Origin of the sequence: Ensifer sp., assembly GCF_031989085.1 — a bacterium.
GTDB lineage: Bacteria > Pseudomonadota > Alphaproteobacteria > Rhizobiales > Rhizobiaceae > Ensifer.
Genome location: NZ_DALZXU010000010.1, coordinates 119,997 through 145,878, shown reverse-complemented (window position 1 = coordinate 145,878; position 25,882 = coordinate 119,997). Strand labels below are relative to the sequence as shown.

The following is a 25,882-nucleotide window of genomic DNA, read 5'->3' as shown; positions in this document are numbered from 1 at the left end:
CTCTCCATATAATTTCTTATCGCTAGCTTGTTGTGAGGGCTTTGGCGACTGCAGGTTCACCGCGCCTTAGCCCGTAAGGAGGGCGAGATGCGTATTGGTGACCATCACCGGGGTGCCGTTCTCCCCGATCAAATTGAATTGATTGATTCGGTCTTCGACGAATTGCTCCAGGCCCGTGGCTTGGACCGCTCAAGGGAAGAGGCAGAGCTCCTAGCTGCCCGGTTGCTGGGGATGTTTCAGAGCGGGATCCATGACCGCGACGCGTTGAGACAGATGGCAGACTACCTGTAACTTTCCGCCCAACTCGTCGGAGCGAACCTCACAAAAAAAGCGGCCTTCCGGGTCGAGGTTGCGGATGGAAGGCCGCGGGCAAGGTTATCGAGCCGCTAGTGTGGGTCGGATAGCTTCGGCGAAGCTCACGCCCCGCGCCATCGCTGCGCGTTTTTCGGGAACCTTACGGACTGCAGGCAGTCTCCGATAGACCGCTGTCAACACACCGGCCCCCACACGGTATGCGCTGCCACCACCACCAGCAGAACTATCATTAAGATCTCTCTACTTTTGCGCACTTGGAGCCGAGTGGAAGACTCGCTATCTTTTTCCCTTCGGTGAAGGCGGTAGCTCAAGGAGGGAGGTCTTTATGGCTATTCACTTTGACCAGTCAGGTTTTGAATTTGCACCCGAACAGATCGATACCCTTCAAAGGATATTCGATCGCATTTGCTTCGAAGCGAGAATCCCGCGCCAGGACGTCCGAGCCGGCCGCCTCGCGAAATTCCTCATGGATGAGTTCAGGTTCGGGAACACGGACGAGTTGGCGCTGACGGAGTGCGGACGCTGGTTTTGCAGGCGAGCAAGCTCGAGGCACCGCGAAGGACGCCGCGACCTACGCTCAGATATTCACTGATCTCGGGCTGTCCGGACCGGGCAAGCCCATGCTGGCGGAAAACAATTTGCTCTAATGTGAAAACTCAGCGCTGACGCCGGCTTTCGATCTGATCACCGCGGCCAGCGCCGCGCGGCGTGATTCGGGCAACTTCAAAATAAAGGTGTCCATATCCCGTCCGAAGTTCGACCATGCCTTGTCGCCCCGCTGCCGCGGCTCGATTATGCCGGCCGCCTCGAGGTCTGATCGGTGCATGTTCACCCGAGCCAACGAGCGTTTGTGATAAGCCCTCAGTGAGAAAGCCCGCAAAACGCTGCCCGCGACTAACGAGCTATTTTGGTCGGAACAACAATGGTTTATGTAGGGGTGCTGGGGCTTGCTTATCGCGTTTCTCTGACAAATTTGAGGTGAAGATTATGCCGCTGGATGATCGTGCGACAAAGGTTGATGCCCAGACCACCGATGACGCCGCAGCCTTCCTCGCAGCCATTGTTGAATCTTCCGATGATGCCATAGTCAGCAAAAGCTTGTGCGGCGTGATTACGACGTGGAACCAGAGCGCCGAGAGAATTTTCGGCTACAGGGCCGAGGAAGCGGTCGGCAAGCCCATCACAATCGTCATTCCTTCGGACCGTCTGGAAGAGGAACCAGCGATCCTCGCGCGTATTCAAGCGGGTGAACGTGTCGATCACTTTGAGACGGTGAGGCGCCGCAAAGACGGAGCCTTGATCGACATCTCATTGACCATCTCACCGATAAGGAACAACCGCGGCGAAATTATCGGCGCTTCCAAGGTGGCCCGGGACATTTCTGAGCGAAGGCGTATTGCTGAACATCGCGAGTTGCTACTTCGGGAAATGCACCACCGGGTGAAAAACCTGTTTGCCGTCACCGGTAGCCTTATCACACTAGCAGCGCGTAGTGCGGCAACGCCCGGCGAACTCGCCGCCGACATGAAGGATCGGCTGATGGCGCTCTCGCGCGCTCACGAAATGACCTTGCCAAGCCTGGTCCAATCTGCCGAGGATCAGGATACGACACTGTTTCAGCTCCTTTCCCGTATTCTGGAGCCCTACAGTCGCCAAGGCATCAGGTTATGGAGGATCGCTGGCGAAGACGTCGGGATAAGGCGCGAGAAGATTACCGATTTGGCGCTCATGCTTCATGAATTCTCTACGAACGCGACCAAATACGGGGCGCTTTCAGTTGAAGGCGGGACCATCGACATAACCACAGCTCTCTCACCTGACGCGATCGAGCTGGTTTGGCTTGAGACGAATGGGCCACTGGCGAGTGATCCAGCTGAAACGCCGTTTTCCGGCTTTGGGCAGGTTCTGGAAGACAGGATATCACATGGTCTCAACGCCCAAATCGAGCGCACGTGGACGCAGGGCGGACTGGCGATCCGCCTTTCTATTCCCCGCGACGCAATCACGTAGGCACGGCCAAAAAAGTCGATTTCAGGCAAAGGAGCGCGCTACCAGCCTCTCATCTTTGAAACAGGTTCGCAACACGCGGGCCGGCGGCACATGGTGCTGAAGCAAGGGCGCCAGCTCGAGCAATTCGTGGGGCAGGTGTTCGCCGGTCATCATCCACCATTTTTGATAGTAATCCCTCCAACTTCCTGAAGCGTCAGCGGGATGCTGAGGTGGCATAAATCTGGTGAAGATTGTCTGGCATGCGTGGCGGTCCGACACTTCGGCAAGCTGCGGTAGTATTTTTGTCATCCAAGGCACGTGCCAGGGCGTCTGCTCCAAAAACATCCGCTGGGCATCCACGCAAATATGCCGCCACTTTCCGCCTGCTTTCATGTCCGGTTGCCTCCATCAAGATTGACCGAACCCGCAAGCCCCCGGACAAGTTCCCAGATGCCGGCTTTGCCACAGGCCAAATAGCGGCTGAAGCCTGGCATATCCGGCACTAGTATAAAGGCTATGCCGAACCGTAGGTGGCTGCGGGTGAGCGCACTGCCGGCATTTCCGGCGGCAGTTCCAACCAAACCACTTGGGCCGCAATCCGAGGCTACGCGCTGTGTCAACAACGAAGGGATTTCGATCTAGATCGCTTTAGTTATGCTCTCGAGTTCCCGAGCCAAAACCTGGAGCGACGGCCATGGCGCGCCTTTGCGCAGAGTGTAGATGAGGAGCTCCGCCCATAGTCGACCATTTGGGAACTGGTCACCCGCGTCCCAACGCCATGCCGCGACCATTGCAAGAACGAGGGCGCGGCACTCGCTCAGCAGCGCCTCATCAACGGCCGGATAATGTTCCGAAACCGCCTCAGGCACGTGCGCGAGATCGAACTCAATCGGCCCACGGCAACACGTCTCGAGATCGATGAACAGAGGCCCGCACTTCGTGCTGAGCACGTTACCCGGATGAGGCTCGCCGTGAAGCACCTGCTCCGATACGCAGCGTTCAAAAATCGATGTTTTGAGACTTTTCAACATCTCGTCGAGAAACGCCCGATCGAATTCGGTGAGTCCAGGCGTCTGCTCTCGATTTTCAATGAGTTGCTCAGCTTCCACAACACGATCTGTGAAGTGCGGCGTCTTTACCTCGATCGTCCGCATGTCGGTGTGAAGACGCGAGAGCGCAAAAGCATAATCGGCTGGCTCGACTTCTGATGCCATCGACTCACAATAGGTCCAAAACGTGATTGCGAACCCATCACGCTCGAAAACGCGATGTGGAACGCGAGGCTCGAGAACTGCCGCGGGACTGCCGACGTCGCCGAGTTTCCGGGCAAGCTCGATCTCGAACTGCGCCGCCTTGTCCATCAACGGCGCCACTCGCGCAAACGTGTCACACGGCAGCAGCCGCAAGGCTAGCTTGTTTGAATTCTGCAGAATTAATGCTTCCTCGACGACCAGACCGAGGGACCTGGCAGTCAATTTGACCGCGGTCACTGCACGTTGAACTTCAAGGCTGTGCAAGATGGACTCCCTCTGTGCTCAACACCGCTCGGCGACACCGGGTAAAATTGTTAGCCAGCAGAGGTCGGATATCTTCGCTCAGCGCCTCTAAAGCTTCTTGGAACTAAGAAAACGATATAAAAAACTGCATACGGCTTCCCATCATATGAATAAAGCTATCCTCCGGTGACAGTGGAGACCATCGAATATTGCCTCATAATTCTGACCATCATTGGTTACAAACCCAATATCAAACGCTCTATCGGCTAAGTCCGGACGGGCGAATAGTGGGCGAGAATGATCCGGATTGCTCGCCGGGGCCGCGATTTTGGCTAGCCGGTTCTCCAGAGCACAACCTGTTTGGGCTTCGCGACGATCTATCCCATGACCTGGTGGCAACGGTGAACGATCTTGCGGCTACCGAGCCGCCCCTTACCCACTCGGCGACACCACAGCATCTTGCGCGCTATCTGTCGTTGTTTTGCAGCGATAAAGCGACGGCAGCCCATGATCTCGGTCTGATTTACGAGTTACCGCACGCGCATCCGTATATTAGCACGGCTCGGCTCATCAGCAGCGAATCGAGCGAGGGGCAGGATCTCGTGCGCAGCTGGCGGTCGGTCGGAGTGCCCGACAACCTGTTTGAACTTGGCTTCCGCGAAGTAGCCGACTTCTGGGCACCTTGGTGCGCAGCTATGGTAGAGGGCGAAGTCGCCTCCCTCGCATTTGCGGCGCGGCTTGCGGATAACGGCGCTGAACTCGGGCTCGTAACAACGAAGGCGTTTAGAGGACAAGGGTTTGCCGCCGCTGCGACAGCTGGTTGGACGCGCCTCCCCACGCTCCGTTCGCGTACTCTTTTCTACAGCACCGACCGAGACAACATCTCATCGCAGCGTGTTGCGGAGCGACTAGGCCTTCACCTCCGGGGCGCTAGCTTAAGAATCTCTTAGACGATGTGGCCGCGCGCTCTGAGCATTCGGCGATGGCCAGACATCGCCAGATGGCCCGCCGCGCACGAGGGTTGGGACACTGAAGGATGCTGGTCTGTTCCAAGCGAAAATTGGTACGACCGTGCCACCCGACTCTGACGTCTCATTCGGATCACCCTTGGTGCTAACGGAAACCGCCCGCCGAAACCAAACTAATCAGATCGTACCGACTACGGGCGAAGTGTCAGCGGCCTTCAGAATGCGCGCTATAGCCTCAACAAAGGAGACTGTCCCGCGACGCCACTCCGTTCCATCCTCCCGTTGGAATTTACCCCTGGCAATGCCATCATACATTTCAAGGAGTGCGGCCCCGATCTCTGAATCCACTCCATCGCTGTGCAAGACAGCCGCACGCTGGTCTTGCGGAACAAAAGCAGTTTCTACGGGATGATCGAGTACATTAGCGAAGGCCTTCGCTATGTCCTCGGCACTGAGGTCCGAAGGCGCGCGTCCCCTTGCTCTGCGTTCGAAGCCGCCGGCGTCATCGTCATTGATAGTAACCAGGCGGTCGTTCTTCCCAATTTGACGGCCGCCTGGAAGGCGGGCTCCGCCTACGATTAGGCAGGAAGCGCGCCCGACTTCTTCGCAACCCAGGTGGCAACAAAGTCCATCAGGGCTGGGGACAAGCTGTCATAGGGCTCCAGCCCAAGCTCCCTCAAGCGGGCCCGGATGCCATCCATGTTGCTGGGATCAACGCCCGATTCGATGATCGAGGAGACGAATGCTGCAAAGCCGGGCGGCGCCCAACCCGCTTCCTTAAAGCGCTCAGGGTGAATGAAGTCTAACCCTTGGAAGGCATGTTCTCGCACCACGGGACCATACATGTGCACACCACATGCCTGACAGGCATGCCGCTGGATCAGCGCGGACTGGTCAACGACTTTCAGTTTGTCACCGTTCTCGAGTACGGTCACCTTGTCGTGTGGGACAACCGCAACAATGGAGAAATTGACGCCGCTGGGTTTCCAGCACTTGGTGCAGCCACAAGCATGGTTGTGAGCAATTTGTCCCTCGATCCTTACCTTGACCGGCCGGTCCGTGCAGTCACAAACGAGCGTGCCTCCAGCAAAGTCCGCGCTGGCCGGCTTGATGCCATTATCGACCGCTGGATGAATGCGAACTGAACTGTCCATTGCATGTCCTCCCTGTTGTGTTGATGCCAGGTCCCTGAGGGACTTGGCACTTCGGCCTGATTCAAACGCCCCGGGCGGGTACGCTTAGTATAGAACGACCGAGCGGATGCTTTCGCCCGAATGCATCAGTTCAAAACCCTTGTTGATGTCTTCGAGGGCCAAGGTGTGGGTGATCATCGGATCGATCTCGATCTTGCCCTCCATGTACCAGTCGACAATCTTCGGCACGTCGGTGCGGCCACGCGCGCCGCCAAAGGCAGTGCCCATCCAGCTGCGGCCGGTGACCAGCTGGAACGGACGGGTGGAGATCTCCTGGCCGGCGCCGGCAACGCCGATGACGACAGACTTGCCCCAGCCGCGGTGCGAAGCTTCGAGCGCCTGGCGCATCACCTTGGTATTGCCCGTGCAGTCGAAGGTGTAGTCGGCGCCGCCGATCTGGTCGGCACCACGCTTCGTCATGTTGACGAGGTAGGGCACGATATCCTCGCCGACTTCCTTGGGGTTGACGAAGTGGGTCATGCCGAAGCGCTCGCCCCAGGCCTTCTTGTCATTGTTGAGGTCGACGCCGATGATCATGTCGGCGCCGGCAAGGCGCAGGCCCTGGATGACGTTGAGGCCGATGCCGCCGAGACCGAAGACGATCGCGGTCGCGCCCATCTCCACCTTGGCCGTGTTGATGACGGCGCCGATGCCGGTGGTCACGCCACAGCCGATGTAGCAGATCTTGTCGAACGGCGCGTCGGGATTGACCTTGGCGACGGCGATCTCCGGCAGCACGGTGTAGTTGGCGAAGGTCGAGCAGCCCATGTAGTGATGGATCTTGTCCTTGCCGATCGAGAAGCGCGAGGTGCCATCAGGCATCAGGCCCTGGCCCTGGGTGGAGCGGATCGCGGTGCAAAGATTGGTCTTGCGCGACAGGCACGAAGGGCAGGAGCGGCATTCCGGCGTGTAGAGCGGAATGACGTGATCGCCCTTCTTGACCGAGGTGACGCCCGGGCCGACGTCGACGACGACGCCGGCACCCTCGTGGCCGAGGATCGCCGGGAACAGGCCTTCGGGATCGGCGCCCGACAGCGTGAAATCGTCAGTGTGGCAGATGCCTGTCGCCTTGACCTCGATCAGAACTTCGCCGGACCGTGGGCCTTCGAGCTGAACGGTCATCACTTCCAGCGGCTTGCCTGCCTGAACGGCGACGGCGGCGCGTACATCCATATCTCCATCCTTCCTCGAAGCTCAAAATCGTCGTGGGCCCGTTCAGCCCGCGGCGTGACGAAGTCCTCTTTCCAACCACGGCGCTCGTCGGAGGCGGCTGACCGCCCGATATCCGATGTCTAGCGCCACTGTCACTGAGTGATCCTCTCGTCGTGTTCATCGAGCAGCGGCACATCATAAGACAAAAGCAGTTTGTTGATTTCCGCCTGGTTGTCCTTGATGAAGGCGTTGAGCGTCCGTTTCCACTGCTGGTCGGACGGCCGCACACCCATTGTAATCCTATAGATCATGCGTTGACCGCCGGCCTCATTGATCAAGGGCACGACCTCCAGATCGGCCCCGGACTTGCGGACATAATAACCCGCCATCGGACCCCAGACCGCGACGGCGTCGATTACACCTGCAAGCATGTCCCGGATCATCAACTCCGCCATCGACGGCATTATCCGCGTGTCGACCATGAGCGGATAGATTTTCGCCTTCCGCATCAGTTTTGCAATCGCCATGTTGGCGGTCGGTGGCGTTCCCTGGACGACGCCAATCCTCTTGTCGGCAAGCTTCGGATCAGTGAGCCTTTTCACGCCGGCGAGATCGCCATTCTTCTTATAGATCAGCACGTAGGAAGAGCGATAATAGGCGTTCGTGTTCTGGACAAGCTCGTCACCTTGCGCATATCCCATGATGATGTCGCAGCGGTTGGCGCCGAGCGTATTGCGCACGAAGCCTGTAATGGAGGGATACCAAGTGTAGGCCGCGCCGCTCCTTCCTGTCGCTGTTGCGACCATCGCGGCGAGCTTATCCTCGAAGCCTTCGCCGCTCTGGTCTGAGAACGGCATGTTGGATGGATCGGCGCAGACCCGTAGCCTATCGGGATCAACCAGCTCCCCAGCAGCTCCGAGCCCGGCAGTCTGGGAATAAGCCTGCAAGGGGAACGCAGCCGTCGCCAGGACGATGAATATCTTCCTTCCGATCCGATGGGCGCTTCGTGCCATGTCATCCCCCCATGCAGGATGTTTCGTAGGCTTTGGCCCCTTCAGGTTTGTTCGCCTTCTTGGGCGGACGCCCGCGCGGAGCAGCGCCGACGGCACGAGCGCGCAGATAGACGTAGATGTCGTCGAGGTAGCAATAGACATTCTTATTGTTGCCGAAGGCAGGCATAACGACCTCTTTGCCGCCGACAACGCTCTTTCGGCCTTCCGCAACGATGGCAAGGAAATTCGGATAATCGAGGTTCTTCAACGACGTGGCCAAGGCTGGGGCATAGCTCGAGCCTACACCGTCGGGGCCGTGACAGACATGACAGTCGGAGTGATAGCGGCGGTAGCCACTGAACGTGTACCAGTCGACCGTCCCGTCGTCTTGAAACTTGAACGTTGGGTTTCCGTCCGCGTCAAAGAACTTCCCGTCTTCTTCTTTGACAGCCACAGCTTTTTGCTGGTCGTCTGCAGCTGGGGTATTGCTGGCGATAAGGAGCGGGAACGACGAGCAAAGCGCCAGAACGAAACTACGAAGAGCCATCAAACGAACCCCATACTTTGGAAAAACCGGAGGCGAAACTCCAGCGGGAAGATCGGGATTTGCACGAACGAAGGATGTGGATTGCGACCGGATAACAATGTGTCACGCGGCGATAGTCGGCGGCCGTAGGGCTGCGAAGTGACGCAGCCCTGCCGTGTTTTAATGGATCATCATTCCGGAAGTCCGAAGACCGTCAGCTGCCCGCCGAGCGTCGTGTACTCCGCAAGACCGGCATATCCACCGACTGCACCCAGTCCGGCAGTGCCGACAACCTGGGCTTCATCACCCTGCTGGCGGCCCTGATCGACCGCACCATGCCATGCCGTGGCGTTTTCAGGAGAAAGCAGCCCGCCAGCCAGGCCAATCCCGGCCCACCCGCCAACACCGGACAAAACGGCGATATACTGCTTGCCGCCATGTTCGTAGGTATTGATGTTTCCAATGATGCCGGATGGCGTCTTGAACCGGTAGAGCTCCTTGCCCTCCGTATTCACTGCCACGATGTAGCCTTCCAGGGTTCCATAAAAGATTACATCGCCATCCGTTGCAAGAGCACCGGACCAAACGGAAAACCTCTCGGGCTTCGACCAGACGATCTCACCCTTGGCAGCATCCCAGGCAATGAAGTTCCCCATGCCGCCATGGCTGCCCGGTGTCGCGTACATGGAAACAGTAGCGCCGACATACGCTTGACCGGCCGTGTAGCTGACCTTGTAGGGTTCATAATCCATGCATACGTGGTTCGTCGGCACATAAAACAAGCCGGTTTTTGGTGAATAGGCTGCCGGCTGCTGATCCTTGGTACCGAGTGCCGCTGGACATATTCCCGTCGAGTTCGTGTCCTCGCCGTTCTTTTCGGTGGAGTATTTTGCCACGACCTGGGGGCGGCCGTATTGTTCGCTCGCCGGATCCATGACGACTTCCGTCGCCCAGTTGACTGTCGGATCGTATTTCTTAGCAACAAGAAGCTCCCCTGTCGCCCGGTCGAGGGTATAGGCAAAGCCGTTGCGGTCGAAATGCACGAGCACGTCACGGGGCTTGCCGCTGATTTGCATGCCGTCGACGAGAATATTTTCGTTGACACCATCATAGTCCCACTCGTCATGCGGGGTCATTTGATAGAGCCACTTGGCCATGCCGGTATCGACGTCGCGCGCCATCAGGGTCATGGACCAGCGATTATCACCCGGTCGTTGCACAGGGTTCCAACTGCCAGGATTTGCAGTGCCATAATAGATCAGGTTGAGCTTCGGATCATAGGAGTACCAGCCCCATGTCGTGCCGCCGCCGGTCTTCCACTCCTCACCTTCCCAGGTCTTTATACCGGAGTCAGTTCCAACGGGTTTGCCAAGATGGGTGGTCTTTTCGGGGTCAATCAGCATTTCGGCGTCGGGGCCGGTCGAATAGGCCTTCCAGGCAAGTTTCCCGTCTTTCAAGTTGTACGCCGCCATCCAGCCGCGCACACCGAATTCCGCACCCGATATACCAATCAGCACCTTGTCCTTGACGACCATGGGGGCGCCAGTGCTGGACTCGGCCTTGCTGCCATCGATCTGTTCACCGTTCTTCACAGACCAGATGACCTTGCCCGTCTTGGCGTCGAGGGCAACGACAGTCGTGTCTGCCTGGTTCAAGATGATCTTGCCATCGCCATAGGCGACGCCGCGATTAACAGTGTCACAGCACATGATGCCAATAACGGTCGGATCCTGCTTTGGCTCGTATTTCCATAGGATTTTGCCGTCGTTGTTGAGATCAAGAGCATAGACGTTGTTGGGAAATGGCGTATGGACGTACATGACGTCGCCGATGACCAGAGGTCCACCCTCATGGCCACGCAGGACACCCGTCGAGAAGGTCCATTTAACCTGCAGATCCTTCACGTTATCCTTGGTGATCTGATTGAGTTTGGAAAAACGATGGTTGGCGTAGTCGCCAGTGGGCATCGCCCAGTTCTTTGCGTCGGCCGAAAGGGTTGTCAGTTCTTCGTTGGCCAACGCATTGCCGACGAAACCTGCTGTCAGAACTCCTGCCGCAGTGAGCGGTAGGTACAGGAATTTTCCAAGAATGCGCATGCGGATTCCTCCCGATGTCGACATGGACCCGAGGTACATCGTTACGCTCCCCGGAGACCATAATGATCAGCCCAAGCTGTGTCGTGTTAGTCGTGGGATATCTGCTTGCTTCAGCGTCTCAAGGGTTCATTTGGATGGGCATAGGGCACCGTTTTTTGCCCATCCTCTTGACCAATCAAACTTCACGCTCCCGAGAGACCAGTTTTGAAGCCGAAACTCAAGAAACAATAGGCGATAAGTCCTACTATTGCAAGTTTAAACGTCTAGATTTTGTGCGACGCAACAACACAAAGTGCTGCACCGCAACAAATTTGTTGCTAATTTCTCCGTCGCTTACTTTAATTTAGATCAAACAGTTACTATGATAATACAACAGAAAATCGGACTCAACAGGCGCGAGTCGTCCGGCATGCCGAAATCTACCGGAGATTACATTATGAAATTTGGTAACCTTGATGTGATCGCATTGCTCATCGTGCTAACGGGAGCCGCGAATGCGTCGGCAGCTGGAGGCTATCCGACGGTTGCTATCGTTGATTACGTGTATGGGTGCATGAAGGCCAATGGCGAGACACGCACTGCTCTCGAGAAATGTTCCTGTACGATCGATGTTATAACCTCGGTCCTACCCTACGAGCGCTACGAGGCGGCGGAGACGTTCAGAAGTCTCGGATTTCAGACGGGCGAAAGAGGGGCTCTGTTTCGACAAAGCGCGCCGGCGAAATCCGCCATCGCCGAGTTGGGCAGGGCGCAGGCTGAAGCTGAAGTCCGGTGCTTTTGATCTTTGAAACCTCCCCAAAGTGGAGACGACTGCTCAGTGAATAACGTTCACAGCGCATCTGGAAACATCTTATGGAAATCCGATGTGAGAGTGTCGAGCGCCGGCGCGTTACGCATAGGACGCGAAAGACCGACATCGAAGACACCGACAACCTGCGCCGGGCGTGGTGAGAGCACGATAATGCGATCGGCAAGCAGAAGGGCCTCTCTCAGATTATGGGTCACCATCAAGGCGGTGGTGGGTCTGGCGGCCCACACCGTCATCAAAAGTCGGCGCAATCTGTCGGCGGTTGGCTCGTCGAGCGAAGTGAAAGGCTCGTCCAGCAAAAGGATAGCAGGTTCCGTGGCGAAGGCGCGTGCAAGCGCGGCACGGCGTGCAAGGCCGAGCGAAAGCTCCGACGGATAGAGCGCCCGAACGGGCAAGAGGCCCAGGATATCAAGCAGCGGATCCAGATCTTTGTCTCTTACGCGAGCAGGCAGGGCAAGTCGAACGTTTTGCTCCACCGTTCGCCATGGAAGAAGCACCGGTTCCTGAAAAACCGCAGCGACACGATTTGAGCCGCCCTCGGGTAATTGATAGCTGCCCGAGAATTGCCGATCTAGACCCAGCAGGATTCGCAAGGTCGTAGTTTTGCCGCACCCCGATGGGCCGAGCAGGCAGGCGAATTCACCTTGCCGCACCGCGAAGGAAAGTCCGCGCAATGCAACGATCCTGACACCCTCGGCCGATCGGAACATTTTCTCGTTGATATCGACTTTAAGCGGAGCGGCGACGCCAGCGGGTTGCGTGTCGTTCAAGGGGCTGCACCAGAATGAGTTCGATCAGCAACATGATAGCCACGAATGCCAGTGTGTATGCAAGGATGGCAGCAACATCGAACATTTGGAAGTAAAGATAGATCTGGAAGCCGACACCGTTTGAGCGGCCGAGCAACTCAACCACGAGCACGATCTTCCAGATCAGCGCGATGCCGGAGCGCGAGGCGACCGCGAAATAGGGCTGCAATTGCGGCACCAGGATATGCCGAACATAGTCGACCGGCCCCAACCTATAAACGGTTGCCATCTCAGCGTAACGGGGATCGAGCGCCCGCGCACCCTCGCGCATTGTAACGATGACATTTGGTATCTTGTTGATCGCAACGGCACCGATCGCAGCCGCTTCTGTCAGGCCAAACCATATGTAGGCGAGAACGATAACGACGAGCGCGGGGAGGTTGAGGAAAAGCACAAGCCAGGGATTGAAGAAAGTATCCGCCCGGCGGTGCCGGCCGAGAATGACGCCGATGACTGACCCGATGGTCATGGCGACAATATATGCGGCCGCGACCCGGCACAGTGTCATTGCCAGATGATAGCCAAGATCGCCGTTGGTTGCCTCGTTGACAAGCACACGCCAGACGTCGATCGGTGGCGGAAAAGCGCGGCTCGGCCATGTCCCCGCCGCCAGACCCCAAAGCATGCATAGTCCACAAAGCGACGTTAAGGCGGCTGCCGACGGTAGCACAGCGCGAACTCCGCGAGTGACCGCGTGTGGCTGCCGGCTCGCGGTTTCATGGTTCTCTCGTTCCAATCCCGCCGTCATGTCTTCAATGCAGCCCAGAATGTTCCAGGAGCCATTTGCCGCGCCGCGCCGACGAGCTTCTCTCCGCCAAGGTCGGCAAGGATCTTGTAAAGTTTGGCGGCATCGCGTTCCTCCTCCGCAAGAGGTCGGCGTGGTATGCCTTCGCGATAGCGATCCCGCAGCACTTCCAGCTCCCTGCCCTCTGCTCGCACCAATGGCGCCAAGCGCCGCCATTCTGCGTCCGATTGAGCCAGAAGTGCCTTCGCCGCGGCACTTGCCTGCACGAAGCTCATTGCTACATCCGGGTGTTTGTTCGCCCACTTGTCGTGGAGTACATAGCCCAGCGCCGACACTGGCCCCAAAGCCCCGAGCGCCTTGGTTGCTTCCCCGGCGCCGATCAGGCGGCGAAAACCATTTGCCTCCAACCGTGCGCAGAAATGCCAGAAATTCAGCACCGCGTCGAGTTCACCCGAAACAGCCTTTTCTGACAACAGTGGTGGAGCGCCAAAGACGATCTCGCTCTCCTTGGTCAGATCAACACCATGGTCACGCTGGGCGAGGCCCTGGATTAACAGCCAACTCTTGTCGAGCGGCCCGCCCGCTACGCCGATTTTCTTGCCTATAAGGTCGCGAATTTCGCGAATTGGCGCATCCTGTTTGACCATGATGGCGCCAACCGCGGTGGAGTATGGCGCAAGGGTGAGATCTTCTCCTTCAGAACGCTGGCGTGACACCCACAACCAGTCGGAAACGATAATGTCGAGGTCGCCTGCCAGCATCGCCACGTTAGTTGCGTCTTCCCCGGCGAAATAGACGATCTCCGCGTCAATGCCATAAGCCGCGTCGAATTTATTGTACTTTATGGTGTCGAGCTCCCAGTTCACCGTTCCGAACTTCAAAACTCCGACTCGGATTTTGGGAGCGGATGGGGCTGCCCATGCAGAAATGCCAGGAGGATTTGCAGCCGCCAGCAAGACCGTCAGGCACAACGCGCGCCGCGATATGTTCATGAATGCCACCTCCCTACAGACGTTTCGCTATTGGAAAAATCGGAATTATACAATGAAATCATATCGTTATATCAATATATAGCGGGGTGATTGATGCGTGGCACCGTAGCCACGTCAAATTTCCTGTCCCTTATCCGGCAAGAGACACGTCCATCGCACGACCTTCAGCGCCGGATGGCCCTCTGACCACTTGGCGATCTCCGCGGGTGCCAGCATCATGCATTGGGTGAGCGAGCCCCGGCTCTCAAAGTAGAGGTGTTCGGTTCTGCAATTGGCAGGATTGGCAAGTACGCAGACGGTCAGGACGAGGTCGATGAGGTCCAAGAGTGCACCTTTCCCTGGCGCGAACGCGCCATAAGCAATGTTTGCCGGCGTGCTTGGCATGCCGGTCCAACAGCTGCCTTCCCAAGGTGCCCGGAAAGGGAAGATCGGTGACGAGAATACTCGCGCAGCAAACGGGCGTCAAATATCCCGTCGCTCCGGGCTCATCTGGCTTGCAGAAGCTGGGAGATTGTCTTTGTTAAAGCATACAAACGTTGCTCGATCAGTGTAGGCACCTCGCAGACAAAGCTCAGTGATTGGGCGCGCTCCTGGAAGACGCGGGTCTCAAACACCAGCCGATCGTTCTGTAGCGCCAGCTCGTCAGGATCGGCATCTGGTCTGGCCCGCAGGGTATCGACCGCGGAGGCCTCCTGCCGTAGGCGTGCAGCCATGTCCCTTTGGCGATGTGCGTAGCGCGCAATGCCGGAAATAACCTCAGAGCGCTCCCGGTCCATATGATCGAACAGCCCCCGAACTAGCATCGTCATATGGCGGTCCCGTTCGCTCTCCGGCAGGCCATGCGCATAGGTCCTGATTTTTTGCTGTGCCTCTGTCAGCAGCACGCGGCGTGCCGACAGTTCGACCACCAATGCAGAAACTATCGCATCCTTCATCCACTCGGAAGTGGCAGGCTGCAGTTCCACGCCATTCCATATCTGGCCGAGCGAAAGCTGCGGTACCTTGCGCTGGATGCACGGCCAGTCCGGATCGTCGCCCTGCGCGGCGAAGGCCGGAAAAGCGAGGTTTAAAGCGACCGCCACGCAAACCAATATCATGCACGGCCGTCGCATCATGCTTCTCCTCCCGGCGTCTGCCGGCGCTGGAGCAATCCGTTTGATGGATTGTAGGCGAAGATCGCACCGCCTAGAAACAGGACGGTGCATGCGGTCACGATCATCAATGATCCCCAGTCAATCCGGCCGTATAGGGCAAAGCGGATCAGTTCCACCGCGTAGGTGAATGGATTGGCAAGGCATATTTTGTGAAGGAGTGGGCTCGATTCCTGGATGCGCCAGAGCGGATAGAGCGCCGGAGAGGCAAAATACATCGGAAAGATCACGAAGTTCATGATCCCCGCGAAATTCTCCAGCTGCCTAATCATCGACGACAGCAGCATTCCGAGCGAACACAGCATCAGCCCTGAGAGGAACAAGGCGGGAAGTATCAGCAGATAGCCGCTCCATGGCGGCTTTACGCCCCAGAACAAGGCAATGAGCAAAAAGACATAGACTTGCATGATCGATACCGCCACGCCGGCGAGCAGCTTGCAGACGAGCAGGAACCAGCGTGGGAAGGGACTGACCAAGAGAGTACGCATGTTTCCCATTTCCCGATCATAGACCATCGAGAGCGAGGATTGCATGCCGCTGAACAGGAGGATCATGCCGCATAGTCCCGGGGTTATATAGACCTCGTACAGCACGTAGGTCTTATATGGGGGGATGATTGAGACGCCGAGGACTTGACGAAAACCTGCGGCGAACACGAAGAGCCAGAGGAGCGGACGGACGAGCGAGGATACGAAGCGCTCTCGCTGATTGAGAAAGCGCAATCCTTCTCGAGAAAGAATTCCCCGTAAGCAGATGAGATAATGCCGAAACGTAAAACCGCTTCCCGCCGGGAGATCAGTTGGAACTGCGCTTTGAACCATCTGCTGTGTCATAGACCAGCGCCTTCAGGCGAAGAGGGAGTGAAACCCGTTAAGGAGGCGAACGCACGGCGAATGTTGTCCGAACCGGCCGAACGCACGACATCTGAGACCCCACCCTGCGCCAGTACCCTGCCCTTGTCGAGCACCACCACATTATCGCCATCCTCGACCTCGTCGATCAGGTGTGTCGCCCAGAAAACGCTGATGCCGTCACGCGCAACAAGCGCGCGGATCGTAGCTACGATCTCGGCACGCGACTGGATGTCTAGGCCTACGGTCGGCTCGTCCAGCAAAAGCAGCGGCGGTCGATGCAAAAGAGCCCTGACAATTTCAATGCGCCGCATTTGTCCACCGGAAAGACTGCGCGCCTTGTCTGTGAGACGTTCGCGCATATCTACCTGCGCAAGCAAGGAGCTTATCCGTTCCAGCGCTAGCTTATGGCCGATCCCATGCAAGGAGGCATGGTACGAGAGGTTCTGGTAGACGCTGAGGTCGAGATCCAGGGTGCGCGCTTGAAACACAATGCCGAGACGGCGTAGCGCCTCCCCCGGAGCTCGACTGATGTCGTGTCCGAAGACACGGATCGTTCCTTGACGCGTGTCGTAAAGATGGCTGATCAACGAAAACAGCGTCGTTTTCCCGGCCCCATTGAGGCCGAGCAGGACAGTAAAAATCCCAGGCGCGATGGAAAAGGAAATGTCGGACAAAACCTGCCTGCGACCAAAGTGATGCCCCAGACCCGACACCTCGAGTGCCGCAGGCAGGCTCACTCCATCAATCGACTTCACATTCTGCATGGAGCCTCCGGCGCAAACAGCAAGGTGGTCCGCATCGAAACCTACTTGATGTTAATCGTTCCTTTCATGCCCTTGCCGGCCAGGTCTGGAACGGACCAAACGTAGGTACCTGGCCGGATGGTCGTGAACTGAACCTGCATCGTACCCTCAGCGTCGAACTCGAGCCACGCAGGCGCACCGTTCATGTGAACCTCGAGGTCGTTGATGACGATCTGATTCATCCAGACATTGCGGAAAAGGTCTGTTGCAAATTTATATTCCAAGCCCGCCGCCGAGGTGATTTTCCAACGATAGCCCTGTCCGGCGATCAGCTCGAAATCCTTCTGATTGACGCGGAAACTGTCGGCGGCCGATCCGAGGATCAGCTCGGGGACATCCTTGCTCGCCCGCGTCACCTGTTCGGTGGCCGAGGGAGGTTGCGGTGTTGGCTCGTCATTGTCATCTGCATCCTGCCCGGCGCTGGACGTCACTGACAGGGCTAGTCCGAGAAACGCGGAAAGCACGAACTTTTGATATCTCTGCATTGTCATCCTCCTCTTTTGTCCGAGATTTTTTTCGACGCATCAGTTCGGACTCACCACGACACCCCAGGGCAGCGCCCCGACGGTTACAGACTGAATTGCTTCATCGGTCGTCACGTCGATGAAGGTGATGTCATTCGAAACTCCGTTGGTGCTGATGATCATCTTCTGGTCGGGCGTGAAGGCCAGCTGCCAGACCCGCTGGCCGACGAGCACATATTTCTCAACCTCGTAGGTCTTGGCATTGACCACAGCCACGCGATTGGCCGGACCAAGCGCCACATAAGCCTTCGCGCCGTCGGCCGTGATGCGCACGCCGACCGGCTGGATCGCTTCCGATCGCAGACCTGGAATCTCGAAGGTAATCTTATGCTTTACCTCCCGGCTCGAATTGTCGATAACTGAGACAGTGCCGCCAATTTCGGCGCTGACCCAGACCTCCGAATTGTCCCGCTTGAACTCCGCAAACCGTGGTCGGGAATCAACGAGAACATTGTGCGTTATCTCGTTGGTCTCGGTATCGATGAAATGCGCCATGTTGGTCGTTTCCGAAGTGTTGACCATCGACTTTCCGTCTGGGCTGATGCCCATTCCTTCGGGTTCGACGCCAACCGGCACCTCAGCCTTCACATGTTTGCTCTCAAGGTCGATGACGGTGACCAGATTGTCGTCCTCATTGGCAACATATAGCGTCTTGCCATCAGGGGAGAGGACGAACAGCTCGGGGTCCGGCCCTGAAGGCAGCGATCCAACGATTTCGTGCGTGTCGGTATCGATGATCTCGATCGTGTCGTCATCGCTTGCGCACAGGTAGATGAACTTACCGTCGTGCGAAATCGTGATGCCGCGCGGCCGCTGACCGACATCGATCGTGCGGACCACCTCTTTCGTGGTCGAATCGACCACGGAAACCGTGTTGTCCTTCTCGTTGGAAACATAGACCATGTAGGCGCACGCTGGCGATCCGATACTTGCAGCCACGACAAGTCCGGCCGAAAGAAATGTCAGTCGTCGCAACATCTGGCTCTCTCCCTATTTCCTTGAGCTATTTCAGCAAGCATCGCGTCTCGGGCTGATCGATCCCGAGAGTATCGAGTTCGGAAAATTGATGCAGGAATCCTTCCTGGGGTGAAGTGGATACGACCGAACGGCCGTCTCCCAGGAAGATGGGTTGGCGTAGTTGCCAGTTCCATTTGCGGAAGGTCAGTTTCTGGCCCCTGAACGCAGCGATCGAGAAATCCTCGGCACGAACGAAGGAGGCTATTACTTCCGGATCCGCGCTGTGCGTACGTGTGGCAGCCTCGCCGATAATTCTGGCTGCTGTCCAGGCGGCCATGTCTTTCGATAACATTCGTCGCCCACTTGCCTTGGCGAAGCGGTTTTGTATTTGCGTGCCGCCCCATTGCTCGCTGGCGGGGTGCCAGGCGGAGGGAACCAAACCGGCCGTTCCGGCCACAGGCCGAGGAATCCAGGTCCTGAACGGCACATAGGTTCCAAAAACCTCGCTCTCGTCTGCGACAAGCAGCACGTCGTAATCTGGGAATTCCTGCGTAAAGACGGGCATCTGGCGTTGGATCTGCACCACACCGGTATCCGTCCGCCGCGCTGTGCCGGTATCGGCAAACTCCTTTTCCGCAACAATCTCGCCGCCAAAGCGCGTGGCGGCGCGGCGGAGCGCGTTTGCGAACTGTTTGTCGGCCTCATGAGAACCGTAAACCAGAACCCAGCGACGCCATTGCTTCCAAATCAAATATTGCGCCAGCCCGTCGGCGAGCATGGTGCGCGTCGGAGCGGTGTGGAAGATGTTGGCCCGGCAATCCTCTTCACGCAGACGGTCGTCGGTGGCGCCGACATTGAAGATCAGGATGCCCTTGTCGCGTGCGAAATCGGAGACGGACAGAAGCTGGGGAGCAGAGAGATCCGCGAGGATATAGCGGGCGCCATTCGACACCAGGTCGTTGAAAGCAGGTATTGCGTTGGCATTCGGCTTCACCTCGGACACCTCGAGCTTGAACTCCTGTCCGAGAAAGCGACCAGTCGTGTTGTTGTCGCCGATGGCCACATTGGCCCCCGCGACACCTTCATCACGCGGCGGTATGTCCAGCACTGAAAGGGCGAGCTGGGGGGTATAGGCTCGAAGGTAGCCTAACTTGATCTCCGAAATGGGTTGGGCGTGCGCCACCTTTTCTGTGGGGGCACGAGAGGCCGTGTTGGCAACGGCGCTGTAGTGGCTTGAAGCCGCAATAAAAGCTGCGGCGAACAGGATGAGGGTTTGGGGCACCGCGCTTCCACCTGTCGATAGAATACACCATCTCCGACGTAAGCCGGATCTGCGTATTACCTCGGTGCCATCGCTAGCTTAGCCGACATGTCTTCGATTTCAACCAGAAGCCGGCAAGATTTTACTTTCACCGTGTGAGACCGTTCCGATCCGGATTTTCCTCACTGCCTTGCCCGCAACCGAGTGCACCATCTCGGCCGACAGTTCGACCTCACCCAAAATCCTGATACGCCGATCGTAGTGGGCCGCCCCTGCCCTCGTCAGCTCCACCCGCCGCGTCGATCGTATGAACAGCTGCACGCCGAGTTCCTTCTCCCGTGATTGGATCTGACAGCTCAGGGCCGGCTAGGCGAAACACGGGCAAAAGATACTTCGGCCAGCGCACACGAGAGAACAGATATGACCGGGGCGACACCTCGTTCTTCAGTGGCTACCCTGACGGAGGGGCCATCAAATTCTTTTCAGTCTGAGGCATTGAGTCGATTCAGTCCTTCGGCGCCGCGCTGATATCCTCAGACTCCAGAGAATGCGACGCCGATTGCGTCCGCTGGCGGCTTCGTCGCGCTGAGCGCCCAGTGTCAAAAAATTGGGTATCTGTGAGCGAAATGCCCCTTTGCAAACTCGGGCTAAGATCGGGGCTGTATGCCCACTGCCGACAGGCTCCTTTGAATCCGAAGGGACGATCACTGGTGCCATCACCCCAGCCACGCCACGGCCCCTCGCGCGAGGGGCAGGCAGTTCGCGCGATGCCGACTTCAGCCGCAAAAACTGCCGCCTGCAGCCCGACTAAAACAACGACGGGAATGGCCCTGGGCCAGGCCCAGTCAGGTGACCTCCCGCTACAACGAGAGCGCCAAGGTACGGCCTAACGCGGCTCCCACCCGTAACGCAGATATGGGGAACCTGCGATTCCCGTCTGCGTTGTTCCTTGGATATTGAAAGGAGCTTTCTGATGGCAGACGACAAAAAGAGGCCGCGAGCAGAGCGAAGCTTGGCTCCACGTACGAAGATCTACGCGGTCGACTACTTCGCCAAGAAGCACGGTATTCCCGCTGCAGATGCACGCCGCCTGATCAAGCAACATGGGAGTGACCGCGACGCTGCCGACAAGGCAGCCAACCGTCTAAAGGGCTAGATCCGCATACGAGCCAAAAGCGGCTGCTCGACCAAGCATTGCGCCAAAGCTGCCGCATGAACCAAGGCAGCAGTGGGAACCCAATCCGATCTTCGAGGCTCGTGTCCAACACAGACAGGAACATTCCTCCACCGCCATCGTTTGCTCTCATGCAAAGCAAAAGGATCCGCACATGGACATCGGCGCGCGAAATGACGCAGTCCCCCTCTGTTCCACCGCGTTCTTGATCAACGGCCAGCAGTTCACTCTTGAGCTCCATCCTTGGGTCACACTGCTGGATCTGCTTCGAGGAGCTCTCGAGCTGAGCGGCACGAAAAAAGGATGCGATCACGGCCAGTGTGGCGCCTGCACAGTCCTTATCGACGGCAAGCGCATCAACGCCTGTCTAAAGCTTGCCGTCTCACTGGATGGTGCAAAGATAACGACGATCGAAGGTCTGGGGTCGCCGGAGTCCCTGCACCCCATGCAGAAAGCCTTTATAGAACACGATGCGTTCCAGTGCGGCTACTGCACGCCGGGGCAAATCTGTTCCGCTATCGGCCTTGTAAGCGAAGGCCGCGCCCATTCTCGAGCAGAAATTCGCGAACTGATGAGCGGCAATCTCTGTCGCTGCGGTGCCTATACCAATATTGCCGACGCGATTGAGGATGTGGTGGGTCAAGGGCGCAACCAGAACCGGGAGGCGGTGGAATGAGGCCGTTTTCGTACACGCGTGCGCAGACTGTGCACGAGGCCGTCCAGGCGCTGGCATCAGATCCGCAGGCGGTATTGCTTGCCGGAGGGACTAATCTCATCGATCTCATGAAGTACGAAGTGGAGCGGCCGGGCGCTATCATCGACATCAACCGCCTGCCACTGAATTTTATCAACGATCTGCCCGACGGTGGGATCCGCATCGGCGCTCTGGTTACCAATTCGTCGGTTGCCGATGACGAGCGGGTCAGGACGCGCTATCCGTTGCTGGCAAGCGCGATCCTGGCGGGCGCCTCGCCCCAATTGCGCAACGCCGCTACGACGGGTGGCAACCTTCTGCAACGGACACGCTGCTACTACTTCTATGACGCGGCAACCCCCTGTAACAAACGACAGCCCGGATCTGGCTGCGCGGCCATCGGGGGCGTTAACCGAATACATGCAATCCTCGGTGCCAGCGATTCCTGCATCACCGTCCACCCCTCCGACATGTGCGTGGCACTGGCCGCACTCGGCGCAACGATTGAGGTCGAGGGCCCGGCCGGCCGGCGCGACATCGCATTTTCAGACTTCCACCGGCTACCCGGCGACCGGCCGGAACTGGACAACACGCTCCAGAGCGGCGAATTGGTCGTTGCTATCCGCCTCGAACCCAATCACTTTGCCGTTCATCACACCTACCTCAAGCTGCGCGATCGGTTGTCCTACGCCTTCGCGCTTGTCTCGGTGGCCGTCGCAGTCGAGCTTTCGAACGATCGTTTTGTCGATGTAAGAGTGGCGCTGGGCGGCGTTGCGCACAAGCCTTGGCGCGACCGGCTGGTTGAAGCTGAGTTTGCCGGGGTGGTCGCCGATGAAGAGGCCTTCCAGAAACTCGCTGAAAGGCTGCTTTCCGGGGCGAAGGGTCACGGAGGCAACGACTTCAAGATCCCGTTGGCGGCCAAGGCGATCGTCCGGGCACTAAAACACGCCACTTCAGGCCGACCGCAGGACCAAGCCGCCAAATCGGTGCAATAGAGGAGCGCAGGCAATGCCTATTCAATCGAAGGCAGTGGGCCTGCCTCTATCACGCGTTGAAGGACCGTTGAAAGTGACGGGAGGAGCTAGATACGCCGCCGAGTCTTACGAGCCGGGCATGCTTTTTGGTGTCGTCGTGCCGGCTACCATCGCAGCGGGGCACATTGCTTCAATCGATGTGTCCGCTGCTGAGCGGTTTGCCGGGGTCGTAAAGATATTCACGCATGAAAACCGTCCTTCGACCGCCTACAGGGACAGCAAGTGGAAAGATCAGGTTGCCCTCCCCGGCCATCCTTTCCGCCCGCTCGAAGGCGAACGGATCCTCTTCGACGGACAGCCCGTTGCTCTTGTCGTTGCGGAGAGTTTTGAAGCCGCGCGCGATGCAGCAACGCTCGTACGGGTGCATTATCTTCCGGAGGAACCTCACACCGATTTGATGCGGCAGCTTCATACCAGTTATGTTCCTCCGGTCCCGCGTGCCAAGGAGATGATGCCACCGCCGCCGCGCGGCAATACACAAGCTGCCTTCGACGCTGCTGCTATCAGGATCTCGGCTGATTACCGGATGGACGGCGAGCATCACAATCCTATGGAGCTGTTCGCCACGACGGTGCTTCTGGGCGACGATGGTACATTGACCATTCATGACAAGACACAGGGTTCTCAGAACTCGCAGGACTACGTCTGCAACGTTTTCGGACTTGCTACTGAGACAGTCGTCGTCAGAAACGCTTACGTCGGAGGGGCGTTTGGCCAAGCCTTGAGACCGAAGTACCAGCTGTTTTTTGCCGTCATGGCTAGCCTCGATCTCAAACGATCGATGAAGGTGGAGATGAGCCGGCGCGAGATGTTCTACCTGACGTGGCGTCCTTCGAGTTTCCAGACAGTATCGCTAGCCGCCGATCGGGAAGGACATTTGCAGGCGATCAGACATCATGCGGTTCATGCGACGTCACGCTATGAGGATTATCAGGAAAACGTCGCCAACTGGTCGGGACTTGCCTACCGCTGCGACAACGTCGAACTGTCCTATGAAATCGTAAAACTCGACGTCGCGACTCCCGGCGACATGCGAGCGCCGGGGGCTGCCACTGGGATTACGGCGCTGGAAGCGGCGATGGACGAGCTTGCCTACGAGGCAGGTATCGACCCTTTGGAGTTACGCCTTCGCAACTTTGTCCATCGCGATCAGAACCAGGACAAAGACCTGACCTCCAAGGCGCTACACGCCTGCTACCGCGAGGGCGCGGCACGGTTTGGTTGGGCGGGTCGATCGCAAGAGCCGGGCTCGATGCAGGACGGGGATGATCTCGTCGGCTGGGGCATGGCGACCGGTATCTGGGAAGCTTCGATGTCTCCCGCGGAAGCTACGGTTCAGTATTGTGCCAACGGTACCGTTGTCGTGTCGGCTGCTGCCTCCGATATTGGCACCGGGACCTACACAATTCTGGGCCAGATTGCGGCCGAATGCTTTGATCGTCAAATCGGCGACGTCACGGTTCGTCTGGGCGATTCAACTCTGCCCAAAACGGGAGTTGAAGGCGGCTCGTGGACCGCGGCGTCCTCCGGTTCTGCGGTGCAGGCCGCGGCTAAAGCGGTCATCGCTACGCTGTTGAAGCATGCAGGGAAACTGCACAACTCTCCGCTTGCTCGAGCATCGGCGGACGAGGTGGAGGTTGCAGAGGGTCGCCTAGTACTAGAGGCCAATCATCAGGTGGGCGTTGCGATTTCCGAAATCATGGCGACAGCCGGCCTATCATCGATCGAAGAAAGCGCCGAGGTAGGTCCTGACAAGGCACTCGCTCGGAAGTTTGCTGCCTATACCCATTCAGCGATTTTCGTGGAGGTTAAGGTCGACAGCGAACTCGGCGTTATCCGCGTCACGCGTGTGGTTAGCGCCGTTGCGGCCGGCCGGATCCTCAACCCGAAGACGGCGCGCAGCCAGATCCTTGGAGGTATCGTCATGGGGCTGGGGATGGCGCTACACGAGGAGGGCATGATCGATCATCGCACCGGCCGTATCGTCAACCACAACCTTGCCGAATACCACATTCCGGCCCACGCTGATGTCGATAACCTCGAGGTGATTTTCGTTGAGGAGGACGACGATAAGGCCAGTCCGATCGGCGTGAAGGGGCTCGGGGAAATCGGCATCGTCGGGGTCGCTGCGGCCATATCCAATGCAATCTTCCACGCAACCGGCAAACGCGTAAGGTCGTTTCCGATCACGATGGACAAGATCCTCGAAAGCGAGACCAGGCAATGAGCGAGCGCCTGAAAGTGTCACCCGTCAGGTTTTCATCGGACCTTGAGGAAATCCCGCCGGGCGAGCCAAAAACGGCGCGCGAGATCGCTGATACAATGTTGTCCATTGCCGAAAAGACCTACGCCGACAGCGGCCACGCGATGCGAGCGGTCCATGCCAAGAGCCACGGTGTGCTTGAGGCCAGGATGGAGGTAATCTCCGGTCTCCCGGACGAACTGGCACAAGGTATTTTCGCGCGACCAGACACATATGAAGCCATCATCAGGCTCTCGACTACGCCGGGCGATCTCCTTCATGACAGCGTTTCGACGCCCCGCGGGATGGCGTTCAAGGTGCTGGATGTTGAAGGCGATCGCCTCTCGGGTTCCGTAGGGTCGCAAAGCCAGGACTTCGTTCTCGTTAACGCCAGGACGTTCAATTCGCCGGGCGCGGAGGCTTTCCTCAGAAGCCTCAAACTGCTTGCCGCCACGACCGACCGGCTGGAACGCACTAAGGAATTTTTGGCCACGGTGTTCAGGGGAGCAGAGGCGGCCCTCGAGGCCGTCGGCGCTGAAAGTGTAACGCTGAAGACACTGGGTGGTCATCCGGTGACCCATATACTGGGCGAGCGTTTCTTTTCTCAACTGCCGTTGCGCTACGGCGACTACATCGCCAAGCTCGAAGTCGCGCCCGCATCCGAAAATATCAAAGCCCTCGCCGGCGTCATCCTCGACACCGATGATAGTGAAGTTATTCGGCATGAAGTGGTGCGCTTCTTTAAGACCGAGACCGCGATCTGGGATGTGAACGTGCAGCTCTGCACCGATCTCGATGCTATGCCGATCGAAGGCATTGCCCCCTGGAGCGAAGATCAGAGCCCATTCGTGACAGTGGCTCGCCTCATCGCAGAACCTCAGGCTGCGTGGAACGATGCGCGAGTGACAGCTGTCGATGACGGCATGCATTTCAGTCCTTGGAACGGGATTGTCGCCCATCAACCCCTCGGCGCGATAATGCGTCTGAGGAAGCTCGCTTATGAGCGTTCAGCCGCTTTCCGGTCTCAGCGGAACCCGGTCCCAGTCACCGATCCCAGGGTTTGTCCCTGGAAATAGGTAAACGAACGCCTCGGCCAAGCGCTTATCT

Annotated in this window: 26 protein-coding genes and 1 pseudogene; 9 read left to right on the top strand and 18 right to left on the bottom strand. The window is 57.9% G+C overall.

Annotated features, from left to right (window positions below; genetic code table 11):
• Positions 1 to 87 precede the first annotated feature (87 nt).
• Both RTP54_RS28170 and RTP54_RS28165 read left to right on the top strand, forming a co-directional pair.
• Positions 88 to 291, top strand: a complete 204-nt coding sequence (locus RTP54_RS28170; RefSeq protein ID WP_312367146.1) for a hypothetical protein — start codon at positions 88 to 90, stop codon at positions 289 to 291.
• Positions 292 to 1,302: 1,011 nt separating this feature from the next.
• On the top strand, positions 1,303 to 2,325 hold the full coding sequence (locus RTP54_RS28165) for a PAS domain S-box protein (RefSeq protein ID WP_312367144.1): 1,023 nt from the start codon (positions 1,303 to 1,305) through the stop codon (positions 2,323 to 2,325).
• 75 nt (positions 2,326 to 2,400) lie between these two features.
• Here the strand turns inward: RTP54_RS28165 and RTP54_RS28160 are convergent.
• A pseudogene (locus RTP54_RS28160) lies at positions 2,401 to 2,697 on the bottom strand (cysteine hydrolase); the annotation flags it as partial.
• A 245-nt stretch (positions 2,698 to 2,942) separates the two neighbouring features.
• Positions 2,943 to 3,821: a phosphotransferase gene (locus tag RTP54_RS28155; protein WP_312367143.1), complete on the bottom strand. Its 879-nt coding sequence runs from the start codon at positions 3,819 to 3,821 to the stop codon at positions 2,943 to 2,945.
• A gap of 674 nt (positions 3,822 to 4,495) precedes the next feature.
• Between RTP54_RS28155 and RTP54_RS28150 the strand changes: the two genes are divergently transcribed.
• On the top strand, positions 4,496 to 4,750 hold the full coding sequence (locus RTP54_RS28150; RefSeq protein WP_312367172.1) for a GNAT family N-acetyltransferase: 255 nt from the start codon (positions 4,496 to 4,498) through the stop codon (positions 4,748 to 4,750).
• 596 nt (positions 4,751 to 5,346) lie between these two features.
• On the opposite strand, the gene gfa is transcribed toward RTP54_RS28150, so the two are convergent.
• The 5 genes from gfa to RTP54_RS28125 all read right to left on the bottom strand — a co-directional run bounded on the left by gfa (position 5,347) and on the right by RTP54_RS28125 (position 10,727).
• Entirely contained in the window at positions 5,347 to 5,922 is a 576-nt protein-coding gene (gene gfa / locus RTP54_RS28145; protein WP_312367142.1) for an S-(hydroxymethyl)glutathione synthase, read from the bottom strand.
• Between the two features lie 84 nt (positions 5,923 to 6,006).
• Positions 6,007 to 7,134, bottom strand: a complete 1,128-nt coding sequence (locus RTP54_RS28140) for an S-(hydroxymethyl)glutathione dehydrogenase/class III alcohol dehydrogenase (RefSeq protein WP_312367140.1) — start codon at positions 7,132 to 7,134, stop codon at positions 6,007 to 6,009.
• A 131-nt stretch (positions 7,135 to 7,265) separates the two neighbouring features.
• Entirely contained in the window at positions 7,266 to 8,126 is an 861-nt protein-coding gene (locus RTP54_RS28135) for a quinoprotein dehydrogenase-associated putative ABC transporter substrate-binding protein (RefSeq protein ID WP_312367139.1), read from the bottom strand.
• A gap of 1 nt (position 8,127) precedes the next feature.
• A complete protein-coding gene (locus RTP54_RS28130; protein WP_312367138.1) occupies positions 8,128 to 8,652 on the bottom strand; it encodes a c-type cytochrome, methanol metabolism-related in 525 nt (174 codons plus the stop codon).
• 170 nt (positions 8,653 to 8,822) lie between these two features.
• Positions 8,823 to 10,727, bottom strand: a complete 1,905-nt coding sequence (locus RTP54_RS28125) for a methanol/ethanol family PQQ-dependent dehydrogenase (RefSeq protein WP_312367137.1) — start codon at positions 10,725 to 10,727, stop codon at positions 8,823 to 8,825.
• A 436-nt stretch (positions 10,728 to 11,163) separates the two neighbouring features.
• Between RTP54_RS28125 and RTP54_RS28120 the strand changes: the two genes are divergently transcribed.
• Positions 11,164 to 11,508 (top strand): hypothetical protein, encoded by a 345-nt coding sequence (locus tag RTP54_RS28120; RefSeq protein WP_312367136.1) that lies wholly within the window; start codon positions 11,164 to 11,166, stop codon positions 11,506 to 11,508.
• Positions 11,509 to 11,555: 47 nt separating this feature from the next.
• Here the strand turns inward: RTP54_RS28120 and RTP54_RS28115 are convergent, their stop codons facing one another.
• The 11 genes from RTP54_RS28115 to RTP54_RS28065 form a co-directional block, all read right to left on the bottom strand.
• On the bottom strand, positions 11,556 to 12,305 hold the full coding sequence (locus RTP54_RS28115; RefSeq protein ID WP_312367135.1) for an ABC transporter ATP-binding protein: 750 nt from the start codon (positions 12,303 to 12,305) through the stop codon (positions 11,556 to 11,558).
• Positions 12,265 to 12,969, bottom strand: a complete 705-nt coding sequence (locus RTP54_RS28110; RefSeq protein WP_312367134.1) for an ABC transporter permease — start codon at positions 12,967 to 12,969, stop codon at positions 12,265 to 12,267. The genes RTP54_RS28115 and RTP54_RS28110 overlap by 41 nt, the downstream gene beginning before the upstream one ends.
• Before the next feature lie 119 nt (positions 12,970 to 13,088).
• A complete protein-coding gene (locus tag RTP54_RS28105) occupies positions 13,089 to 14,081 on the bottom strand; it encodes an ABC transporter substrate-binding protein (protein WP_312367132.1) in 993 nt (330 codons plus the stop codon).
• Positions 14,082 to 14,195: 114 nt separating this feature from the next.
• On the bottom strand, positions 14,196 to 14,405 hold the full coding sequence (locus RTP54_RS28100) for a hypothetical protein (RefSeq protein ID WP_312367130.1): 210 nt from the start codon (positions 14,403 to 14,405) through the stop codon (positions 14,196 to 14,198).
• 161 nt (positions 14,406 to 14,566) lie between these two features.
• Positions 14,567 to 15,196 (bottom strand): hypothetical protein, encoded by a 630-nt coding sequence (locus tag RTP54_RS28095; protein ID WP_312367128.1) that lies wholly within the window; start codon positions 15,194 to 15,196, stop codon positions 14,567 to 14,569.
• Positions 15,193 to 16,053: an ABC transporter permease gene (locus tag RTP54_RS28090; RefSeq protein WP_312367170.1), complete on the bottom strand. Its 861-nt coding sequence runs from the start codon at positions 16,051 to 16,053 to the stop codon at positions 15,193 to 15,195. The genes RTP54_RS28095 and RTP54_RS28090 overlap by 4 nt, the downstream gene beginning before the upstream one ends.
• A gap of 8 nt (positions 16,054 to 16,061) precedes the next feature.
• Complete coding sequence (locus RTP54_RS28085) at positions 16,062 to 16,850, bottom strand: ABC transporter ATP-binding protein (protein WP_312367126.1); 789 nt, start codon at positions 16,848 to 16,850, stop codon at positions 16,062 to 16,064.
• Positions 16,851 to 16,891: 41 nt separating this feature from the next.
• A complete protein-coding gene (locus RTP54_RS28080; protein WP_312367124.1) occupies positions 16,892 to 17,374 on the bottom strand; it encodes a hypothetical protein in 483 nt (160 codons plus the stop codon).
• Between the two features lie 39 nt (positions 17,375 to 17,413).
• On the bottom strand, positions 17,414 to 18,391 hold the full coding sequence (locus tag RTP54_RS28075; RefSeq protein WP_312367122.1) for a YVTN family beta-propeller repeat protein: 978 nt from the start codon (positions 18,389 to 18,391) through the stop codon (positions 17,414 to 17,416).
• Positions 18,392 to 18,416: 25 nt separating this feature from the next.
• Positions 18,417 to 19,553 carry an ABC transporter substrate-binding protein gene (locus RTP54_RS28070; protein ID WP_312367168.1) on the bottom strand — a complete coding sequence of 379 codons (1,137 nt, stop codon included), beginning with the start codon at positions 19,551 to 19,553 and terminating at the stop codon, positions 18,417 to 18,419.
• 198 nt (positions 19,554 to 19,751) lie between these two features.
• On the bottom strand, positions 19,752 to 19,991 hold the full coding sequence (locus RTP54_RS28065) for a LysR family transcriptional regulator (protein WP_312367166.1): 240 nt from the start codon (positions 19,989 to 19,991) through the stop codon (positions 19,752 to 19,754).
• A 613-nt stretch (positions 19,992 to 20,604) separates the two neighbouring features.
• Between RTP54_RS28065 and RTP54_RS28060 the strand changes: the two genes are divergently transcribed.
• From RTP54_RS28060 to RTP54_RS28040, 5 genes are all read left to right on the top strand, one after another.
• Positions 20,605 to 20,787 carry a DUF3606 domain-containing protein gene (locus RTP54_RS28060; RefSeq protein WP_312367120.1) on the top strand — a complete coding sequence of 61 codons (183 nt, stop codon included), beginning with the start codon at positions 20,605 to 20,607 and terminating at the stop codon, positions 20,785 to 20,787.
• A 172-nt stretch (positions 20,788 to 20,959) separates the two neighbouring features.
• Positions 20,960 to 21,481 carry a 2Fe-2S iron-sulfur cluster-binding protein gene (locus RTP54_RS28055; protein WP_312367119.1) on the top strand — a complete coding sequence of 174 codons (522 nt, stop codon included), beginning with the start codon at positions 20,960 to 20,962 and terminating at the stop codon, positions 21,479 to 21,481.
• Complete coding sequence (locus tag RTP54_RS28050) at positions 21,478 to 22,494, top strand: xanthine dehydrogenase family protein subunit M (protein WP_312367118.1); 1,017 nt, start codon at positions 21,478 to 21,480, stop codon at positions 22,492 to 22,494. The genes RTP54_RS28055 and RTP54_RS28050 overlap by 4 nt, the downstream gene beginning before the upstream one ends.
• A gap of 13 nt (positions 22,495 to 22,507) precedes the next feature.
• Entirely contained in the window at positions 22,508 to 24,760 is a 2,253-nt protein-coding gene (locus RTP54_RS28045; protein WP_312367116.1) for a xanthine dehydrogenase family protein molybdopterin-binding subunit, read from the top strand.
• Positions 24,757 to 25,851, top strand: a complete 1,095-nt coding sequence (locus tag RTP54_RS28040) for a catalase family protein (protein WP_312367114.1) — start codon at positions 24,757 to 24,759, stop codon at positions 25,849 to 25,851. The genes RTP54_RS28045 and RTP54_RS28040 overlap by 4 nt, the downstream gene beginning before the upstream one ends.
• The last annotated feature ends 31 nt before the right edge of the window (positions 25,852 to 25,882 follow it).

Excerpts from the sequence above, each read along its gene's own strand:
- RTP54_RS28170 (WP_312367146.1), top strand. The coding sequence starts at position 88 with ATGCGTATTGGTGACCATCACCGGGGTGCCGTTCTCCCCGATCAAATT.
- RTP54_RS28165 (WP_312367144.1), top strand. The coding sequence starts at position 1,303 with ATGCCGCTGGATGATCGTGCGACAAAGGTTGATGCCCAGACCACCGAT.
- RTP54_RS28150 (WP_312367172.1), top strand. The coding sequence starts at position 4,496 with ATGGTAGAGGGCGAAGTCGCCTCCCTCGCATTTGCGGCGCGGCTTGCG.
- gfa (WP_312367142.1), bottom strand. The coding sequence starts at position 5,922 with ATGGACAGTTCAGTTCGCATTCATCCAGCGGTCGATAATGGCATCAAG.
- RTP54_RS28140 (WP_312367140.1), bottom strand. The coding sequence starts at position 7,134 with ATGGATGTACGCGCCGCCGTCGCCGTTCAGGCAGGCAAGCCGCTGGAA.
- RTP54_RS28135 (WP_312367139.1), bottom strand. The coding sequence starts at position 8,126 with ATGGCACGAAGCGCCCATCGGATCGGAAGGAAGATATTCATCGTCCTG.
- RTP54_RS28130 (WP_312367138.1), bottom strand. The coding sequence starts at position 8,652 with ATGGCTCTTCGTAGTTTCGTTCTGGCGCTTTGCTCGTCGTTCCCGCTC.
- RTP54_RS28125 (WP_312367137.1), bottom strand. The coding sequence starts at position 10,727 with ATGCGCATTCTTGGAAAATTCCTGTACCTACCGCTCACTGCGGCAGGA.
- RTP54_RS28120 (WP_312367136.1), top strand. The coding sequence starts at position 11,164 with ATGAAATTTGGTAACCTTGATGTGATCGCATTGCTCATCGTGCTAACG.
- RTP54_RS28110 (WP_312367134.1), bottom strand. The coding sequence starts at position 12,969 with ATGCTTTGGGGTCTGGCGGCGGGGACATGGCCGAGCCGCGCTTTTCCG.
- RTP54_RS28105 (WP_312367132.1), bottom strand. The coding sequence starts at position 14,081 with ATGAACATATCGCGGCGCGCGTTGTGCCTGACGGTCTTGCTGGCGGCT.
- RTP54_RS28095 (WP_312367128.1), bottom strand. The coding sequence starts at position 15,196 with ATGATGCGACGGCCGTGCATGATATTGGTTTGCGTGGCGGTCGCTTTA.
- RTP54_RS28090 (WP_312367170.1), bottom strand. The coding sequence starts at position 16,053 with ATGGTTCAAAGCGCAGTTCCAACTGATCTCCCGGCGGGAAGCGGTTTT.
- RTP54_RS28085 (WP_312367126.1), bottom strand. The coding sequence starts at position 16,850 with ATGCAGAATGTGAAGTCGATTGATGGAGTGAGCCTGCCTGCGGCACTC.
- RTP54_RS28080 (WP_312367124.1), bottom strand. The coding sequence starts at position 17,374 with ATGCAGAGATATCAAAAGTTCGTGCTTTCCGCGTTTCTCGGACTAGCC.
- RTP54_RS28075 (WP_312367122.1), bottom strand. The coding sequence starts at position 18,391 with ATGTTGCGACGACTGACATTTCTTTCGGCCGGACTTGTCGTGGCTGCA.
- RTP54_RS28060 (WP_312367120.1), top strand. The coding sequence starts at position 20,605 with ATGGCAGACGACAAAAAGAGGCCGCGAGCAGAGCGAAGCTTGGCTCCA.
- RTP54_RS28055 (WP_312367119.1), top strand. The coding sequence starts at position 20,960 with ATGGACATCGGCGCGCGAAATGACGCAGTCCCCCTCTGTTCCACCGCG.
- RTP54_RS28050 (WP_312367118.1), top strand. The coding sequence starts at position 21,478 with ATGAGGCCGTTTTCGTACACGCGTGCGCAGACTGTGCACGAGGCCGTC.
- RTP54_RS28045 (WP_312367116.1), top strand. The coding sequence starts at position 22,508 with ATGCCTATTCAATCGAAGGCAGTGGGCCTGCCTCTATCACGCGTTGAA.
- RTP54_RS28040 (WP_312367114.1), top strand. The coding sequence starts at position 24,757 with ATGAGCGAGCGCCTGAAAGTGTCACCCGTCAGGTTTTCATCGGACCTT.